Source organism: Luteibacter yeojuensis (assembly GCF_011742875.1).
Lineage (GTDB): Bacteria > Pseudomonadota > Gammaproteobacteria > Xanthomonadales > Rhodanobacteraceae > Luteibacter > Luteibacter yeojuensis.
Genome location: NZ_JAAQTL010000002.1, coordinates 376551 through 393853, shown reverse-complemented (window position 1 = coordinate 393853; position 17303 = coordinate 376551). Strand labels below are relative to the sequence as shown.

Genomic DNA, 17303 nt, shown 5'->3' with positions numbered 1-17303 from the left:
AGCCTAACGCAGAACGGAGTAGAGGCGGCGTCAGCGCGGACGGCGCAGACGCGTGACCAGGGTGCGCGCGGCCAGGGGAAGGATCGTGAGGATCGCGAAGGCGGCCAGCGGCACGAGGATACGGCCGTCCAGCAGGTTGGCGGCGCTCACCGCCTTGCCGTCCCCCAGCGTCTCGCCGAGCCCCGCCCCCACGGAACTCTCCACGAACAGCGACACCGTGCCGCCGAGCCAGGTGGCGCCGATGAAGAGCCACAGCGGGCAGCGCAGCCAGGCCAGGGCCACCGTCATGGCGCCGAGCGGGACGACGGGCACGAACCGGAGGGCCAGCGTGTAGGTCACGGGATGCGCGGCGAAGCCCTTGCGCAGGCGCTGGGCGAGCAGCGGTGGGTCCTTCCGGCCGGCGCCGAAGGCATAACGGCTGGCGAGGTACAACGCCAGCGAGCCGAGCACGAGCGCCACCGACGAAAGGGCGGTGCCCTCCACGGCCCCGAACAACAGGCCACCGCCCAGCACGAGCAGGATGGTACCGGGCACGCCGGTGGCGATCGCCAGCGCCAGCAGGCCGGCGAAGGCGAGCCGCGAGGTCACGGGGTTTGCGGCGATTCCCGCACGGAGGTGACCCTCCTCGGCAAGCAGACGGTGCGGTTCGAAACGGTCGAGCGCGCCGCTGGCGAACAGCGCGGCGCCTCCGGCGAGGAGAAGGAGCAATGGCAGCAGGGCGCGCCAGCGGCCGGTCACCTCAGGGTGTCCCTGGCGCGCACCGGCTCAATACGCCGGGCCCGATTCGCCGTAGCGGCGCAGCACGGCGCATGCCTCCTCACGGCGGATGTCCCGGCGCACGGCGATGCCGCGGCGCTCGAGTTCGCCGATCCAGTCCGGCGGGAGCGGGCCCTCGTCGAAGGTCGTGAGTTCCTCGACGTCTTCGGCCCGCGCGCCGATCAGCAGTTCGTCGATGCCGGCCCATACCGTTGCGCCAAAGCACTGGCAGCAAGGTTGCGCACTGGTCGCGAGGACGAAGCGGCCACCGTCCTCGTTGAGGCGGAAGCGTTGCAGGCGTAGCTGCGCCGTCATGTATGCCATCATCTCGGCGTGCGCCACGGAAGTGTTGAGCGGCACGACGCGGTTCACGCCGACGGCGACGATGCGGTCGTTGCCGTCGAACACCACCGCGCCGAACGGACCGCCCGTGCCCAGGTCGACGTTGAGTGCCGACAGTTCGATGGCAAGGCCCACCTTGGCCTCGTCGCCGGCGTAGTCCGCCGAGGTGTTCACCGTCTCGTGCACCCAGGGCGGAAGGGTGAGATGGACCTGCGCGTACAGCATCAGGCCTGCTTCGCCCAGGAGTCGCGCAGGGTCACCACCCGGTTGAATACCGGCGCGGCGTGCGTATGGTCGTGCATGTCGGCGACGAAGTAGCCGAGACGCTCGAACTGCACGCGGTCCTCGCGCGCGGCGCCCGCGGCGGCCGGTTCCACGTAGCCGTGCGCGATGTGCCGCGAGTGCGGATTGATGTGGTCCTTATAGGTCTTGCCGTCGCTGTCGTCGTCTGGATCGGCCAGGTCGAACAGGCGATCGTAGAGACGAATCACGGCCGGCACCGCATCGCGTGCGCTCACCCAGTGGATGGTGCCCTTCACCTTGCGGTCCGCGCCCGGCATGCCGGTGCGCGACGCGAGGTCGAGCGTGCAGCGCAGTTCCACCACGTCGCCATCGGCGTTCTTCACGACCTCGTCGCAACGCACGATGCCGACGCCGCGCAGGCGCACTTCGCCTTCCGGCTTCAGGCGATGGAAGCCCTTCGGCGGCACTTCGGCGAAGTCGTCGCGTTCGATCCACAGTTCGCGCGAGAAGGGCACGCTGCGTGTGCCGAACGACTCGTCCTTCGGATGGTTGGGGAAGGTCAGCGACTCGGCATGCGCCTCGTCGAGGTTGGTGATGACCAGCTTCAGCGGATCGATGACCGCGAGGCGGCGAGGCGCGGTGCCGTCGAGGTCGTCGCGCACGGCGCCCTCGAGCACGCTCATGTCGATCGTGCTGTTCTGCTTGCTGACGCCGATGCGCTCCCAGAACAGGCGGATGCTCGCGGGCGTGAAGCCGCGGCGGCGGATGCCGGCGAGCGTGGGCATGCGCGGATCGTCCCAGCCGTCCACGAGGTTTTCGGAGACCAGGGTGATCAGCTTGCGCTTGCTCATCACGGTGTAGTTGAGGTTGCCGCGCGAGAATTCGATCTGGCGTGGCTTGCTCGGTACCGTGGGCAGACCCGCGGCGAGCAGTGGTTCCCACAGCTCCGGATCGTGCGCGAGGTCCACCTTGTCGACGCACCAGTCGTACAGCGGCCGGTGGTCTTCGAATTCCAGCGTGCACAGCGAATGCGTGATGCCTTCCAGCGCGTCGGAAAGGGAGTGCGCGAAGTCGTACATCGGATAGATCGGCCACGCGTCGCCGGTATTCTGGTGGTGAACCTTGCGCACGCGGTACAGCGCGGGATCGCGCAGGTTGATGTTGCCCGACGCCATGTCGATCTTCGCGCGCAGCGTCTTGCTGCCGTCCGCGAACTCGCCGGCGCGCATGCGCCGGAACAGGTCGAGGTTCTCCTCGACCGAACGCTCGCGGTACGGCGAGTTGCGGCCCGGCTCGGTCAGCGTGCCGCGGTACTCGCGCACCTCGTCCGCGCTGAGGTCGTCCACATAGGCGAGGCCGAGACGGATGAGCTTCAGCGCCGACCGGTAGAACACCTCGAAGTAGTCCGAGGCATGGCGCAGCTCGGCCCACTCGAAACCCAGCCAGTTCACGTCCCGCTGGATGGCCTCGACGAACTCGAGGTCTTCCTTCGAGGGGTTGGTGTCGTCGAAACGCAGGTTGCAGATGCCGCCGAATTCGACGGCGAGACCGTAATTGAGGCAGATCGACTTGGCATGGCCCAGGTGCAGGTAGCCGTTCGGCTCCGGCGGGAAGCGGGTACGGATCTGCGCATGCTTTCCGGAGGTTACGTCTTCACGGACGATCTGGCGGATGAAGTGCTGCTGCAGGACGGGCGTTTCGGTCGACATCGCGAAGGGGCTCGGAGGTGGGGCGCGGTAAACCTCCGAGTTTACCTCTCTTGGAGGCCTCTTGCGGTTTCCGTCGCCTCGCTGGAAAGGCTCGTCGGCATTTGGGGCCGATGGGGGGCTCCGGCTCGGCTCTCGCCATCGTGGGGGCTGGCACACCGTGGTGCCCGGCAGGAGGCGCCGGGCCAAGCCCCTCTGCGCTCAAACATGCGGTCGCAAGCGACCGAACTCGCTCAGAGGGGCTTGGCCCGACACCTCTCGGATCACTGGGATAACGGGATGGGCGAGCGAAAAGCGGTCACCCGGCCCCGATGGCTGCTATCGGGGATTCGCAGGCAGCGCGGCTGGCGATAGGGCGAACGGCGCCGCTTCTCATGTTGATGACCGAGCTTTTTTGTAGGAGCCGCTATAGCGGCGAGAAGCCTATGACACGGTGACGCCGTGAGGCGGGTTTTCCTCGCCGCTATAGCGGCTCCTACAAGGTGTGGCTCGCATGGTTTGGATCGATTCCTTGGAGGGACAAGACGATGTCAAGGGTGATGGAAGGACGGAAAGTGCTTTGGGCGATTTTCAGGGTAAGGAGAGAGCGGACGAACTGTCGCTCCTGTACGAGCACGGCCCAGATGACAGTCGCACCGTTGGGTGTGCCGGGCTCGCCTGCAAGCTTGTGTCACGTCCGGAGGAGTCGTCGGGTGTCGTTGTTGGAGCGATTCCGCAGGGAGGCGATGGCCGGACGAGGACTTAGCGACAACAACGGCGCCCGACGGCTCCACTCCGCCACCCAGGGGCGCGAACAAAACGCGATGGCGAAGCGAGCCGGACCCACCGAGGGCATCGCCGGGCAGCGGCGTCGTCTTCCAACGCGCGGCGCTTGCCGAATGGGCTGACGGCGGGGTAGCTTGCAGCCATGCGCATCGCCTACCACGCCGAATCACTGATCGACGCCCATCTTGTAAAGGATGCGTTGGAGCGTGCGGAGATTCCGGCGTTCATCGCCGGCGAATTCCTCACCGGCGCGGTGGGCCAGCTGCCCGCCCGCGACTTCCTGGCGGTGATGGTCCCGGACGGTGCCGCCGAAGCGGCGGAGGGCATCGTCCGCCGGATCGATGCCCAGCTGGCCGCGGCCCGCAAGGCCGCGGCGTCCGACGACGACTTCGGCGCGGTTACCATCCCGGCCTGATCGCCCGCTCCACCTTCCAGGATCCCCATGCAGGCCATTCTCGACCTCGTCCGCGACGTGCCGGACTTTCCGCGTCCCGGCATCATGTTCAAGGACATCACGCCCCTGCTCGCCGATGCGGCGGCATTCGGCGGTTGCATCGACGCCCTGTGCGAGCCCTGGCGCGAGCAGGGCGTTGGCGCCGTCTGCGGCATCGAATCGCGGGGATTCATCTTCGGTGCCGCGATGGCGCGGGCACTGGGGGCCGGCTTCGTGCCCCTGCGCAAGGCCGGCAAGCTGCCGCCGCCGGTGATCGGCGTCGACTACGGCCTGGAGTACGGCCTCGACCGCCTGGAGATCGGGACGCATGCCCTCGCCCCGGGCGAAAAGGTGGTCGTGGTCGACGACGTGCTCGCGACGGGCGGCACGCTGGAGGCCGGGCGCCGGCTGGTGGAACGGTTGGGCGCCGAGGTCGTCGGTGCGAGCGTCGTGATCGAACTCGCGGGGCTCAACGGCCGTGCACGCTGGTCGGGCGACCTGCCGCTGCACGCCCTCATCGGGTACTGAGGCGGCCGGTCACTCGGCGGTGGCCTCGTCTCCCCTCAGGCGCTCCACCAGCACGATCTCGCAGCCGCCCGCGCCGGTATCGTCGCGCGTCAGCGACGTGTTCCAGTGCCAGCCGTCGTCGCGCTTCACGTCGACGAGGAAGCCCTCGAAGTGGATGACCTGCCCGGGGCGCACGTCGCGCAAGGCGCGGGCGGCCGTGTCGTTCGCGGGAATCATGTGCATGTTCGCGCTGGAGTCTTCGATTTCATGGCGCGGGATGGGGAACCGGTCCGTGTACCAGTAGTAGAAGCGGTTGGACTGCGAGATGCGGATGCGGTCCAGTACCGCGCTGTCCGACATGCGTCCCCAGCCCATGGCGAGGTCGGTCGGCGCGATGGGTGCGAGGTCGTCCAGCTGGTAGTCCTCGCGCGACAGTACGCGGCCGGTCATGGCGAAGGTGGCGCGCGTGCTGAGCGTGAAGTGCCCGCGACGGAGCGTCGCGCCCGCGTCGAAGGTCTCCTGTGCCGGCTGGTCCGCCGCGAGGATGCCGGGTGTGTTGTGGAAGGGCCGGTGCTTCCACCAGGAGTGCGCGCCCCAGCCACAGAGCAGGAGCAGGACGACGAGCCAGAGACGCATGGAGCGAACCGTTAAGACGATGGAGGGGCAACGTGCGGCGTGGCATCCGGTTGACCCGTGGCGCAGCCATTGGCACTGAGCAGATGGGCGGGGACGTCGCGGATCACCGCCGCCAGCGCCTCGAAGAACGGCGTCATGGCCGAACTCTTCCGCCACAGCATGGCGATGCGCCGGCTCGGTGCCGGGGCGTCGAATTCCACGAGCTGGACATTGGCCGACTGCGCGATGGGCGGCTTGACGGCCAGCGCGGGCAGGAGGGTGATGCCGACGTTCGCCGACACCATCTGCCGCAGCGTCTCGAGGCTGGTGGCGCGGAAGCCGGATTTCTCGCCCGCGCCGGCCATGTGGCAGACCTCGAGCGCCTGGTCGCGCAGGCAGTGGCCGTCCTCGAGCAGGAGCAGGTTCTGCTCCGAGAGGTCTTCCATGCGCAACTTCCGCCGCGAGGCGAGCGGGTGCCCACCCGGCACGGCCAGCAGGAACGGTTCCTCGAATAGAAACTCCGTGTGCAGGGAATCGTCGTGCACCGGCAGCGCGAGGATGCCCGCATCGAGGGTGCCCTCGCGCAGCATGTGCAGCACCTGTTCGGTCTTCTCTTCGCGCAGCAGCAGTTCCAGCCGCGGAAACCGTTCGCGGAGGCGCGGGATCACATGGGGCAGGAGGTAGGGGCCGAGGGTGGGGAAGATGCCCAGGCGGATCGTGCCGGATTCGGGATCGCGCGTGCGCTGGGCGATCGACTTGATCTCGTCCACCTGGGAGAGCACGGCCCGGGCGCGGCGGGCGATTTCACGCCCCGTTTCCGTGAGGAGGACCTTTCGCGGGGTACGTTCCACCAACGCCACCCCCAGTTCGTCCTCGAGCTTGCGGATCTGGGTGGAGAGCGTGGGCTGGCTGACGAAGCTGGCTTCGGCGGCCCGGCCGAAATGACGGTACTCCGCCAGGGCGACGAGGTAGGACAGGTCACGCAGATTCATGGCGGCTGCCTCGAAGGGGCTTCTGATAGATGCAGCCTATCACATTCATGCCTACAATCGATTTGGAATATATGTACCAGGCCGGTAAGCTTTGTTGGTCAAGTCCGACCCAACCCCCTTTTACCCAACCCTCAACGGAGAGTCTTACATGCTGAGCATTGGCGACAAGTTCCCCCAGTTCAACCTCAAGGCCGTGGCCGGCGGCCCGCTGGCTACCAAGATCGAGGACGCCTTCGTCGACGTGACGGACAAGTCCTATGAGGGTAAGTGGAAGCTTGTCTTCTTCTATCCGAAGGACTTCACCTTCGTCTGCCCGACCGAGATCAAGGGCTTCAGCGACCTGAACGAGAAGTTCGCCGATCGCGACTGCCAGATCCTGGCCGCGTCGACCGACTCCGAGTTCGTCCACCGCGCCTGGCGCATGGACCACGCCGACCTGAAGGACCTGACCTTCCCGATGCTGGCAGACATCAAGAAGGAGCTGTCCGCGGCTCTCGGCATCCTGACCGATGAAGGCGTTGCCCAGCGTGCCACCTTCCTCGTCGATCCGAACGGCGAGATCCAGTTCGCCTACGTGACTGCCGGTTCGGTCGGCCGCAACCCGGACGAAGTGCTGCGCGTCCTCGACGCCCTGCAGACCGACGAGCTGTGCGCCTGCAACTGGAAGGCCGGCGACGAGACCCTGAAGGTCGCCTAAGCAACAGGCTTCACCAAGTCCCCGCCGCGTTCCCTCCCTCCCTCGCGCGGCGGGGCACCCTCCCTTCTTTCCCTTCGCGTTCCCACGTGAACCGGTGCCCGCAGGTGCCGAGACATTCCGTGCCTCTTTCCCCTTAAGCCACAAAGATGAAGGTACATCCATGAGCGTCGCCGATCTGCGCAGCAAGCTTCCCGAATACGCGAAAGACCTCAAGCTCAATCTCGATGCCGTACTGAGCGAGCCGGGCGCCCCGGGCCTCAACATGGCGCAGATCGCGATGGTCGCGCTGGGCTCGGCGTACGCCTCCCGCTTCAAGCCGCTGACCGAGGCGATCGCCGCCTTCGCCGCCGAACACGCCACGCCCGAGCAGTTGACCGCCGCCAAGGGTTCGGCCGCGATCATGGGCATGAACAACATCTACTATCGCTTCCAGCACCTCGTCAGCCACCCGGAATACGAGACCATCCCGGCCAAGCTGCGCATGAATGTCATCGCCGGGTACAAGGGCGACGCGAAGAACGATTTCGAACTCGTCTCGCTGGCGGTGTCCGCCGTGAACGGCTGCGGTTTGTGCATCGACTCGCACGATCGTGTGCTGCGCGAAGGCGGCATCGGCGTGCAGGCGATCCAGAGCGCGGTGCGCATCGCGTCGGTGATTCACGCGGTGGCGGTGGTGCTGGAGCAGGCCGACGCGGCCGGCTGAAACGCTACCCTGTAGGAGCCGCTATAGCGGCGAGAGCGATCTTGCGGCTTCGTCGGGAGATTTCCTCGCCGCTATAGCGACTCCTGCATGCGATATGCGAGGCCGCGTCTTAACGCGGCCTTTCTCATTCATGAGCGACGCTCCCGCGACATCCACGCGCGGAGGCTCCCCATGAGTTACGTCGACGGTTTCGTCGCCCCGGTTCCCATGGACCGGCTGGCCGATTACAAGAAGATGGCTCGCAAGGCTGGCAAGATCTGGATGGAATACGGCGCGCTCGCCTATTCCGAATGCGTGGCCGACGATGTGAAGCCAGGCAAGGTCACCTCGTTCCCGCAGTCGGTGAAACTGAAACCGGGCGAGGTGGTGGTGTTCTCCTGGATCGTCTACAAGAACCGCCGCGACCGCGACCGCATCATGCAAAAAGTCATGTCGGATCCGCGACTTGCGGAATACGCGGAGCCCAAGGCGCTGCCCTTCGACGGCAAGCGGATGTTCTTCGGCGGCTTCAAGCCCATCGTGGAATTTTGAGTAGGCTTTGACGCACCGCGGCAAGGGGATTCTGACGAAACTCGCTCAGAGTCCCCCTTGGGGGGTGCCTTCTGGCACTGTGTCGAAGGTCACCCCTGTTCGCAGGATGCAGGGATTACCCCCAGGGAGTCCCACCCGTCATGCGTCGTTTCGTCCGTCCTCTCGTCCTTACCGCGCTCGCTGCCTGCTGTGGCGCCGCGCTTGCCGCCGGCTCGGACGCCGCGCCGCCGCTCGGCCACCTGCCCACCTGGGCCCAGCCGGAGTCCTACAAGCTCTCGTTCAAGGTGGACCCCAAGCAGGAGAACTACTCGGGTTCCTCGACGATCCGCATCAAGCTCACCCAGCCGACCGACTTCGTCTGGCTGCACGGCAAGGACCTGAAGGTCTCCAAGGTCACCGTGACCGACGCCGCCGGGAAGACCTATCCGGGCAAGTACGTTGTGGCCGCCGAGAAGGAAGGCGTCGCCAAGGTCGAGCTGGGCGCGAAGCTCGAAGGCGAGATCACCCTCGCGATGGCATTCACCGCGCCGCTGAACAAGCAGCTGCAGGGCCTGTACAAGGTTTCGCACGAGGGCGTGCCCTATGCGATGACGCAGATGGAGCCGGTGTCGGCGCGCTACGCGTTCCCGGGCTTCGACGAGCCGTCGTTCAAGGTGCCGTTCGACATCAGCCTTACCATCCCCTCGGACGACCAGGGCGTGGCCAATACCGCCCAGATCAAGGAAGAGAAGGCCGGCCCGGGCTGGAAGACGCTGACATTCTCGACCACGAAGCCGCTGCCGACCTACCTGGTCGCCTTCGCCGTGGGCCCGTGGGACGTCGTGAAGGGCCCGGACATCGCCCCGACCCAGTACCGCAGCACCGCCACGCCGCTGCGCGGCATCGCCGCCAAGGGCGAAGGCCACCGCATGCAGCACGTGCTGGGCGAGACCAGCTCGATCATTCACACGCTCGAGGACTACTACGGCTTCGGCTACCCGTACGACAAGCTCGACCTGCTGGCCGCACCCGACTTCAGCGCGGGCGCCATGGAGAACGCCGGCCTCGTGACCTTCCGTGACTGGCTGCTGCTGATCGACCCGGATTCGGCGGCTCAGTACGTGCGCGGCTCGTTCAACGTCAATGCCCACGAGCTGGCCCACCAGTGGACCGGCGATACGGTGACCATGAAGTGGTGGGACGACATCTGGCTCAACGAAGCCTTCGCCACCTGGATGCAGCAGAAGGTCACCATCAAGGTGCACCCGGAATACCGCGCCGACCTCGACCGCGTCCGCGGCGCGCAGGGCGCGATGAACAACGACAGCCTGGTCAGCGCGCGCAAGATCCGCCAGCCGATCACGGGCAATGGCGACATCGAAACCGCGTTCGACGGCATCACCTACCAGAAGGGCGCCGCGGTGCTCGGCATGTTCGAGGGCTATGTCACCGAGCCGGTGTTCCAGAAGGGCATGCGCGCGTACATCCAGAAGCACAAGTTCGCCAACGCCACGGCGGACGACCTCATCGATGCCATCGCCGAGGCCGCCGGCCAGGGCGATGCGTTCAAGAGCGCTTTCCGCAGCTTCCTCGACCAGTCCGGCGTGCCGTACGTGGCCACCGAGGTGAAGAACGAAGGCGGCAAGACGGTGCTGCACCTCTCGCAGAGCCGCTACCTGCCGCTGGGCAGCACGGGCGACGCCAAGCGGGTGTGGGGCGTGCCGATGTGCGTGCGTTACGGTACCGAAGGCGGCGGCAACAAGGTGAAGTGCGAGCTGTTCGACAAGGCCACGGGCACGATGGTGCTCGACGGCGCCGCGAAAAACAGCTGGGTGCTGCCGAACGCCGACGGCCGCGGTTACTACCGCTTCGCGCAGAGCAAGGCCGATCTCGCCGCGCTGACGAAGGTGGTCGGTACGTTGACCGACGCGGAACAGCTGGCCTATGCCGACGCCGTCCGGGCCGGCTTCCAGCACGGCGAACTCGATGCCGGCGACGTCCTGGCCGCCTACAAGCCGCTCACCGCATCGAAGACCCGCGAGGTCTTCACCGCGCCGCTCGGCACGTTCCATTGGATCCTCGCCAACGAGGCCCAGACGGACGCGCAGCGCGAACACCTGCGCAAGTGGGCCGCCGACGCCTACCTGCCGAAGCTCCAGGCACTCGGCTACCGTAAGAAGGCCGGTGAGCCCGACAACGACACGCTGACCCGCACCGTGCTCGCGGGCGTCCTGGGCGACAAGGACATCGGCGTCCCCGAAGTGCGTGCCGAACTGCTGAAGCAGGGCGACGCCGCGCTGAAGACGAAGGACGGCCACCTCGACCTCGAGGCCGCCGATCCCGACCTCCTCGGCACCGCGCTGGGCGTGGCGGTGCAGGAACGCGGCGCTCCGGCCGTCGACGCGATCATCGCGGAGATCCCGAAGACCTCCGATCCGGCCAAGCGCAACGCGATGCTCTCGGCGCTGGCCGAGATCAAGGATCCGGCGCTGGCGAACAAGGCCCGCGACTTCGCGCTGGGCAAGGACGTGAAGGTCGGCGAGATGGCGATGGTGCTGCGCGGCGGCCGCGACACGGAAGCCTCGCGTGCGCAGATGTGGAAGTGGTTCACCGCGAACTACGACAAGATCGTGGGTCGCACGGGCAGCTTCGCGGGCGGCAGGCTCCCGGCCCTCGGCGGCGGCGGTGGCTGCTCCAAGGCCGAAGCCGATCGCCTGAGCGCGTTCTTCAAGCCGCGCATGAGCCAGGTGAGCGGCGCCGAGCGCGGTCTTGCCCAGACCAGCGAGGAAATCCTGCTGTGCTCCGCACAGAAGGCCAAGCAGGACCCGAAGGCGATCCTGCGCTAAGCGTCGGCGTTCTCGAGTAAAGAAAAGCCGGGCGAGAAATCGCCCGGTTTTTTTTTACGGGAGTCTTTTGTGGGAGCCGCTTCAGCGGCGATCCCGCGGCAGCGGGCAATCTTGTCGCGAGTACCCATCGCCGCTGAAGCGGCTCCCACACAAAGCACGAACGAAATTCGCTACATCGCGGAGCACCGGCGCGGTGCGATGCAGCGGCCCCAAGGCGAAGACGAGGCCTTCGTGTCCCAGGCGGGGATACAGTTTCAGTTCCACCGGTTCGCCCATCTGGCGGAACCGGCCTTCCATGGATATGGCTTCCGAGGGAAACACCTCGGTGTCTTCCTCGCCTTGCAAAAGAAGCGCGGGAGGCTCGTCGCCGTCGACGAAGTCGATCGGTTGCGAGCGTGCCTGCTCCTCGGGGGAGTTGCCGAACATCGCCACGTAACGGGGCTCGTCCAGGGGAAGGAACGCATAGGCCCCCGCGACCCCGACGAAGCCGGAAAGGTCGCGCGGCTTCATGCCGACGGTGGCCAGCCATTGCTTGTCCGTAGCCAGCATCGCGGCGATATGTCCGCCCGCCGAGTGACCCATGACGAACAGGCGCGACGGGTCGCCGCCGAACTCGGCCGCATGGTCGCGCGCCCATCGCACGGCTTCCGCACCGTCGCGAAGGAAGCCGTCCATGCGCACGGCGGGCCAATGCCGGTAGTCCGGAATCATCGCGACGATACCCTGCGCCGCCAGTGCCTCGCCTATCCAGCGATACCACTGCCGCTTTCCCGTCGTCCAGTCGCCGCCGTAGAAGTAGACGACGACGGGAGCGTGGACGGCGTGCGGCGGCGCATAGACGTCCAGCGCGAGCCCGTGCGCCGGATCGAAGACATTGTCCGGGCGCGCGACGACGTCCGCGATGGGCTGCACCAGGTTCACCGCGCCGAAGAACGTGGCATGGCAACCGGCGAGCAGCAGGGTGGCGAGGACGAGGACCGATGCGCGCATCGCGGCATTGTAGGCGTGCGGGCTACTAGAATGGCGGCATGACCGATATCCGTACGATCTTGCGCGATGCCGGCGTTCGCCTGGGCGATCGCCTCGAAGCCGAGCTGTTGCTGGCGCACGCGCTGGGCGTGGATCGCGCGTGGTTTTTCGCGCATGCGGAGGACCGGCCGGACGCCGCCGCCGTCGAGCGATTCGAGACCCTGGTGGCACGTCGCGTGGCCGGCGAACCGGTGGCTTACATCCTCGGTCGCCGCGACTTCTGGTCGCTTCCGCTGGAGGTGACGCCGGCGACGCTGATACCGCGTCCCGAAACGGAACTGCTGGTCGAGCTGGCCCTCGAGCGTTTGCCCCGGGGTGGAAGCGTGCTCGACCTGGGCACCGGCAGCGGCGCCATCGCGCTGGCCCTGGCGAACGAGCGTCCCGACATCGAGGTCGTAGCCGTCGACGCGAGCGCCGCGGCGCTCGCCGTCGCCCGCCGTAACGCGGAGCGCCTCGGGTTGGCGCGCGTCGCGATGCGGGAGAGCGACTGGTATGCGTCGCTGGACGATCGCCGCTTCGACGTGATCGTGAGCAATCCTCCATACGTGGAGGCGGGCGATCCGCACTTGCGGCAGGGCGACCTGCGTTACGAACCGGCGTCCGCGCTTGCCTCCGGTATCGACGGCCTGGACGACATGCGGCGCATCGCGGACGGTGCGCGGCGGCATCTGCGCAAGGACGGATGGCTGCTTGTCGAACACGGGTGGAACCAGGGCGATGCGGTGCGCGCCCTGTTCAGGCAATCGGGTCTCTCCCATGCCTTCACGGCGCAGGACCTCGAGGCCCGCGACCGCGTCACCGGCGCGCAGGCCGACTGAGGAACTAGCCCGCGCTGGCCACCGGCGAAGCGCAGAACTGCGGGAAGCGATTACGCACCGCGTGACGGATCTGCGGCAGGTCGAGCCCCGCCATCGTGAGCACTTCCTCGCGGCTGCCGTGTTCCAGGTACGCGTCGGGCAGGCCGAGGTGCTGGATGGGCAGCGTGACGCCATGCGCGGCGAGGCACTCGGCCACGCCCGCGCCGGCGCCGCCCGCGATGGCGTTGTCTTCGATGGTGACGAACGCCTTGTGCGAACGCGCCAGTTCGAGGATGAGCGCCTCGTCGAGCGGCTTCACGAAGCGCATGTTCACGAGCGTGGCGTCCACCTCGGCGGCGATGACCGCGGCAGGCGCCAGCATCGTGCCGAAGGAGAGGATCGCCAGGCCATGGTGGCCGCGGCGGCGCACCTCGGCCTTGCCGATGGCGTAGGTGTCCAGCGTGGCCGCCAGCGGCGTGCCCGGGCCGGTTCCGCGCGGATAGCGCACGGCCGCGGGGCCGTCGTAGCGGAAGCCCGTGCTGAGCATGGTGCGGCATTCGTTCTCGTCGGCCGGCGCCATGATCACCATGTTCGGCAGGCAGCGCATGAACGAGAGATCGAAGCTTCCCGAATGCGTGGCACCGTCCGGACCGACCACGCCCGCGCGATCGATGGCGAAGGTGACGTCGAGGTTTTGCAGGGCCACGTCATGGATGGCCTGGTCGTAGGCGCGCTGCAGGAAGGTGGAGTAGATCGCCACCACCGGCTTCGCGCCTTCGACGGCCATGCCGGCCGCGAGCGTCACCGCGTGTTGCTCGGCGATCGCCACGTCGAAGTAGCGCCGCGGGTATTCCTTCGAGAAACGGACCAGCCCCGAGCCCTCGCGCATGGCCGGCGTGATGCCGAGCAGGCGCTCGTCCACGGCGGCCATGTCGCAGAGCCAGTCGCTGAAGACGTCGGTGTAGGTGGGCTTGGCCGGAGCGCCCTTCTTGACGACGCCGGCCACGGGGTCGAACGGACCCACGGCGTGGTATTCGATCTGCGCCTTTTCGGCCGGTTCGTAGCCCTTGCCCTTGGTGGTCATCACATGGAGAAGCTGTGGGCCGGGGAGCGCCTTCACCGTTTCCAGCGCGTTCACCAGCTGGGCCATGTTGTGGCCGTCGATCGGACCGGTGTAATGGAAACCGAGTTCCTCGAACAACGTGGACGGCACGAACATGCCCTTGGCGTGTTCCTCCCAGCGCTTGAAGAAACGGCCGAAGAAGGATTCGCGCGGCATCGCCTTCTTCGCGCGTTCGCGCCAGGCGTTGAGCGTGCGGCTGGACATCGCGCGGGCCATCATCTTGGTCATCGCGCCGACGTTTTCGCTGATCGACATGCCGTTGTCGTTGAGGATCACCAGCATGTTCGGCTCGATGTCGCCGCCGTGGTTCAGCGCCTCGAAGGCCATGCCGGCCGTCATCGCGCCATCGCCGATCACCGCCACCACCTTGCGCGGGTCGCCGCGGCGCTGCAGTGCCACGGCCATGCCGAGGGCGGCGGAAATCGAGGTGGACGAGTGGCCGACGCCGAAGGTGTCGTACTCGCTCTCCTCGCGACGCGGGAAGGGGGCGAGGCCGTCCTTCTTCTTGATCGTCGTGATCCTGTCGCGCCGCCCGGTGAGGATCTTGTGCGGATAGCACTGGTGGCCGACGTCCCAGACCAGGCGGTCGTGCGGGGTTTCGAACACGTGGTGGAGGGCGACGGTGAGTTCCACTACGCCCAGGCCCGCGCCGAAATGACCGCCGGACGAGGCCACGGCCTCGATCAGGTAACGGCGCAGTTCGTCGGCGATGGCCGGCAGCTCTTCCGTCGGAAAGCGCCGGAGATCCTCCGGCGATTCGATCTGCGCCAGATAGGGGTAATGGGAGAGGTCGTTCATTCCCGTATTGTTCGCCTCCAAAGGAGGCAGGGCAAGGGACAATCGATGAATGGCAAGGGGCGGGCCGCCAAAAACGCCAACCAGTGCAGGGCTGTGGGAGCCGCTATGGCGGCGAGAAGCCGACAAGGCGGAGAAGCGGCACCGACCGTGGTCGCGGTGGCGGGTAGCCTGGCCCGGCCGCTAGGCCGGCCGCCGGTCCCGCGGCAGGTGGCTGACCAGGAATTCCATCTGGTCGGCCAGGATGTTGCGGTTGGAGAGGATCAGGTGCTCGACCCAGCTGGGCCGGTAGGGGACGGCCAGGAGCGGCATGTTGGCCTGCTGGGGGGTGCGGTTGCTCTTGCGCAGGTTGCAGGCCAGGCAGGCGCTGACCACGTTCTCCCATTCGTCGGCGCCCTTCCGGGAGAGGGGCACCACGTGGTCGCGGGTGAGCTCGTGGCGGGTGTACTGGTGGCCGCAATACAGGCAGACGTGCCGGTCGCGGGCGAACAGGGCGGTATTGGTGAGGGCCGGAGCCGGGTCGATGGCATGCTCGCGGCAATGCCCGGTGCTCGCCACGATGGGGTGCAGCTCGAGGCTGCTGCGCAGGCCGCTGGCCCGGCTGATGCCGCCGCGGACGGTCACGCAGGGGTCGCCCAGGGTCCAGGCGACCACGCCGCGCACATAGAGGCAGACGGCGTCCTGCCAACTGATCCAGTCCAGGATGCGGCCTGCCGCATCGAGGGACAGCACCCGCGTCGCATGCAACGCGGCCACCCTCGGCAGGTCGTCTTGGAGCACTTCCATCGTCATCGGGTCTCGTCCTTCACATAAGCGAAAGAGCGTTCCAGCAAGCCGAACTCCGTGCGGATCGGAAAATCCGACCCCTCGCCCCGCGAGGGGCTTCCACCCGAGCATAGCCGATAATCGTGAAGGAAAAACATTCGGTCGGTACGCTTCTTGCGGGGGCTCCCCTGTCATTTTCTACTGCTATAGTGGGGGTTCGCATTCGAAACCCGGCGGGTTTGGAAGGGGGGCCGGGGTGGCTTCCCAGGTCCGGTGGGTCCATGAGGGTTACACAGTGGCAGAAGTGCTTTTCTACGAGCGTCCGGTTCCCCTGAACCGCACCGCCCATCGCGACCTGCGTCTCAAGGCCGTGAACAACATCCGTTTCGCCGCCACCGCGCACTCCGTGCCGCTGACCGGCGTGGAATTCGCGCCGGCCGCGCGCGACTTCCCGATCCTCTTCGCTGGCAACACGATCGAGGAAGCGGGCCCGATGGCCCTCCTCGGCCTCCGCCAGGGCGAGAACCTGCTGGTCGGCGACAACGGTTTCTGGGAGCAGGGCCTCTACATCCCGGCCTTCGTCCGGCGCTATCCGTTCGTGCTGGCCGAGAAGCCGGCCGGCACCGAAGGCGACGACTTCACCGTCTTCCTCGACGAGGCCTATGAAGGCTTCAACAACGAAGAAGGCGAACGCCTGTTCAACGACGACGGCACCGACGCGCCGGCGCTGACCAACGCCGTGAACTTCCTCGGTGAATTCCAGGACCACGTCGCACGCACGCAGTGGTTCATGGGCAAGCTGCGCGAGCACGACCTGCTCGAGCCGCGCACCATCACCCTGCAGAAGGAAGGCAAGGGCATCAACCTCAACGGCCTCTTCGTCATCAACGAAGAGAAGCTGCGCGCCCTCGACGAGAAGACCGCCCAGGAATTCCTGCGCGAAGGCGCCCTCGGCTGGATCTACGCCCACCTCGTGTCGCTGGCCAACATCGACCGCATGGCGGCGCGCCTGGACAAGCGCGAGCAGCAGGAAGACTCCGCGAAGAAGTCCTGAGTTTCCCAGGCTTCGTAACAGAAAAGCCGCCCTTGGGCGGCTTTTTTGCGCCGTCTTGTAGGAGCCGCTATAGCGGCGAGGGAACCTTGCCTGGCGGCTTCCGCTCCGTCGGCTTCTCGCCGCTATAGCGGCTCCCACAGGGAAGTTCTACCGAACCGGTTTGGCCAGGCGCATGAGGTCGGTGTCGAAACCGTGCTTCACGTACATGTCGCGCGCCCGTTCGTTGCCGGGGAACACCGCCAGCGTGACGAACTGGCAGCGGTGTTCCTTGGCCCATGTGTACGCGTGGTCGAGAAGGAACTTGCCGGCGCCGGCGCCTTCGTATTCCTCCGCCACCGCGATGTCCGAGATGTGGCAGTTGTCGCGATGGGTGAAGAAGTCTTTCGTCTTCTGCAGGTGCACGAAGCCCACGGGATCGCCGTCCTCGTTCTCCGCCACGAAGATGTAGCTGTTCGAGGGCTGCTCGTCGAGGTGCTTCACGAGGTCGGCCTCGATGCCCTTCAGGCAGTCGGTGCGCGTGCGCCCGTTCGGAAGCGGAAAGTCGACGAAACGGTGGAGCAGGCCGAGGATGAATTCGTCGTCGTCGCTCTCGGCGAGTCGGATCAGGAACGGGGAGTCACTCATC

Annotated in this window: 17 protein-coding genes; 8 read left to right on the top strand and 9 right to left on the bottom strand. The window is 66.8% G+C overall.

Annotation, left to right across the window (positions count from 1 at the left end):
• Nucleotides 1–30: 30 nt before the first annotated feature.
• Genes HBF32_RS16715 through HBF32_RS16705 form a run of 3 tightly spaced genes read right to left on the bottom strand, consistent with a single transcriptional unit; the run spans nucleotide 31 to nucleotide 3050 of the window.
• Nucleotides 31–738: a TVP38/TMEM64 family protein gene (locus HBF32_RS16715; RefSeq protein WP_338039821.1), complete on the bottom strand. Its 708-nt coding sequence runs from the start codon at nucleotides 736–738 to the stop codon at nucleotides 31–33.
• 27 nt (nucleotides 739–765) lie between these two features.
• On the bottom strand, nucleotides 766–1323 hold the full coding sequence (locus HBF32_RS16710; protein ID WP_166700917.1) for a nucleoside deaminase: 558 nt from the start codon (nucleotides 1321–1323) through the stop codon (nucleotides 766–768).
• Nucleotides 1323–3050 (bottom strand): glutamine--tRNA ligase/YqeY domain fusion protein, encoded by a 1728-nt coding sequence (locus tag HBF32_RS16705; protein ID WP_166700916.1) that lies wholly within the window; start codon nucleotides 3048–3050, stop codon nucleotides 1323–1325. The genes HBF32_RS16710 and HBF32_RS16705 overlap by 1 nt, the downstream gene beginning before the upstream one ends.
• 904 nt (nucleotides 3051–3954) lie before the next feature.
• Here HBF32_RS16705 and HBF32_RS16700 point away from each other — a divergent pair.
• On the top strand, nucleotides 3955–4227 hold the full coding sequence (locus HBF32_RS16700; RefSeq protein WP_166700915.1) for a putative signal transducing protein: 273 nt from the start codon (nucleotides 3955–3957) through the stop codon (nucleotides 4225–4227).
• 27 nt (nucleotides 4228–4254) lie between these two features.
• A complete protein-coding gene (locus HBF32_RS16695) occupies nucleotides 4255–4773 on the top strand; it encodes an adenine phosphoribosyltransferase (protein WP_166700914.1) in 519 nt (172 codons plus the stop codon).
• A gap of 9 nt (nucleotides 4774–4782) precedes the next feature.
• Here HBF32_RS16695 and HBF32_RS16690 read toward each other — a convergent pair whose 3' ends face one another.
• Nucleotides 4783–5388, bottom strand: coding sequence for a hypothetical protein (locus HBF32_RS16690; protein WP_166700913.1), 606 nt, complete (start codon nucleotides 5386–5388; stop codon nucleotides 4783–4785).
• 11 nt (nucleotides 5389–5399) lie between these two features.
• On the bottom strand, nucleotides 5400–6359 hold the full coding sequence (gene oxyR / locus HBF32_RS16685) for a DNA-binding transcriptional regulator OxyR (RefSeq protein ID WP_166700912.1): 960 nt from the start codon (nucleotides 6357–6359) through the stop codon (nucleotides 5400–5402).
• A 148-nt stretch (nucleotides 6360–6507) separates the two neighbouring features.
• Between oxyR and HBF32_RS16680 the strand changes: the two genes are divergently transcribed.
• The 4 genes from HBF32_RS16680 to HBF32_RS16665 all read left to right on the top strand — a co-directional run bounded on the left by HBF32_RS16680 (nucleotide 6508) and on the right by HBF32_RS16665 (nucleotide 11115).
• The gene (locus HBF32_RS16680; RefSeq protein ID WP_166700911.1) at nucleotides 6508–7056 is read left to right on the top strand and encodes a peroxiredoxin; all 549 of its coding nucleotides are present in this window, start codon (nucleotides 6508–6510) and stop codon (nucleotides 7054–7056) included.
• A 160-nt stretch (nucleotides 7057–7216) separates the two neighbouring features.
• A complete protein-coding gene (locus tag HBF32_RS16675) occupies nucleotides 7217–7759 on the top strand; it encodes a carboxymuconolactone decarboxylase family protein (RefSeq protein ID WP_166700910.1) in 543 nt (180 codons plus the stop codon).
• Between the two features lie 171 nt (nucleotides 7760–7930).
• Nucleotides 7931–8290 carry a DUF1428 domain-containing protein gene (locus HBF32_RS16670; protein ID WP_166700909.1) on the top strand — a complete coding sequence of 120 codons (360 nt, stop codon included), beginning with the start codon at nucleotides 7931–7933 and terminating at the stop codon, nucleotides 8288–8290.
• A gap of 140 nt (nucleotides 8291–8430) precedes the next feature.
• Nucleotides 8431–11115, top strand: coding sequence for a M1 family metallopeptidase (locus tag HBF32_RS16665; protein WP_166700908.1), 2685 nt, complete (start codon nucleotides 8431–8433; stop codon nucleotides 11113–11115).
• An 81-nt stretch (nucleotides 11116–11196) separates the two neighbouring features.
• Here HBF32_RS16665 and HBF32_RS16660 read toward each other — a convergent pair whose 3' ends face one another.
• Entirely contained in the window at nucleotides 11197–12105 is a 909-nt protein-coding gene (locus tag HBF32_RS16660) for an alpha/beta hydrolase (protein WP_166700907.1), read from the bottom strand.
• A gap of 38 nt (nucleotides 12106–12143) precedes the next feature.
• Between HBF32_RS16660 and prmC the strand changes: the two genes are divergently transcribed.
• Nucleotides 12144–12962 (top strand): peptide chain release factor N(5)-glutamine methyltransferase, encoded by an 819-nt coding sequence (prmC, locus tag HBF32_RS16655; RefSeq protein WP_166700906.1) that lies wholly within the window; start codon nucleotides 12144–12146, stop codon nucleotides 12960–12962.
• Between the two features lie 4 nt (nucleotides 12963–12966).
• Here prmC and dxs read toward each other — a convergent pair whose 3' ends face one another.
• The gene (dxs, locus tag HBF32_RS16650) at nucleotides 12967–14862 is read right to left on the bottom strand and encodes a 1-deoxy-D-xylulose-5-phosphate synthase (protein ID WP_166700905.1); all 1896 of its coding nucleotides are present in this window, start codon (nucleotides 14860–14862) and stop codon (nucleotides 12967–12969) included.
• 180 nt (nucleotides 14863–15042) lie between these two features.
• Nucleotides 15043–15645: an HNH endonuclease gene (locus HBF32_RS16645; RefSeq protein ID WP_166700904.1), complete on the bottom strand. Its 603-nt coding sequence runs from the start codon at nucleotides 15643–15645 to the stop codon at nucleotides 15043–15045.
• Nucleotides 15646–15919: 274 nt separating this feature from the next.
• Here HBF32_RS16645 and HBF32_RS19420 point away from each other — a divergent pair, with 274 nt between their 5' ends.
• A complete protein-coding gene (locus HBF32_RS19420; protein ID WP_166700903.1) occupies nucleotides 15920–16678 on the top strand; it encodes a SapC family protein in 759 nt (252 codons plus the stop codon).
• 147 nt (nucleotides 16679–16825) lie between these two features.
• On the opposite strand, the gene HBF32_RS16635 is transcribed toward HBF32_RS19420, so the two are convergent.
• Nucleotides 16826–17302 (bottom strand): GNAT family N-acetyltransferase, encoded by a 477-nt coding sequence (locus tag HBF32_RS16635; RefSeq protein WP_166700902.1) that lies wholly within the window; start codon nucleotides 17300–17302, stop codon nucleotides 16826–16828.
• Between the last annotated feature and the right edge of the window lies 1 nt (nucleotide 17303).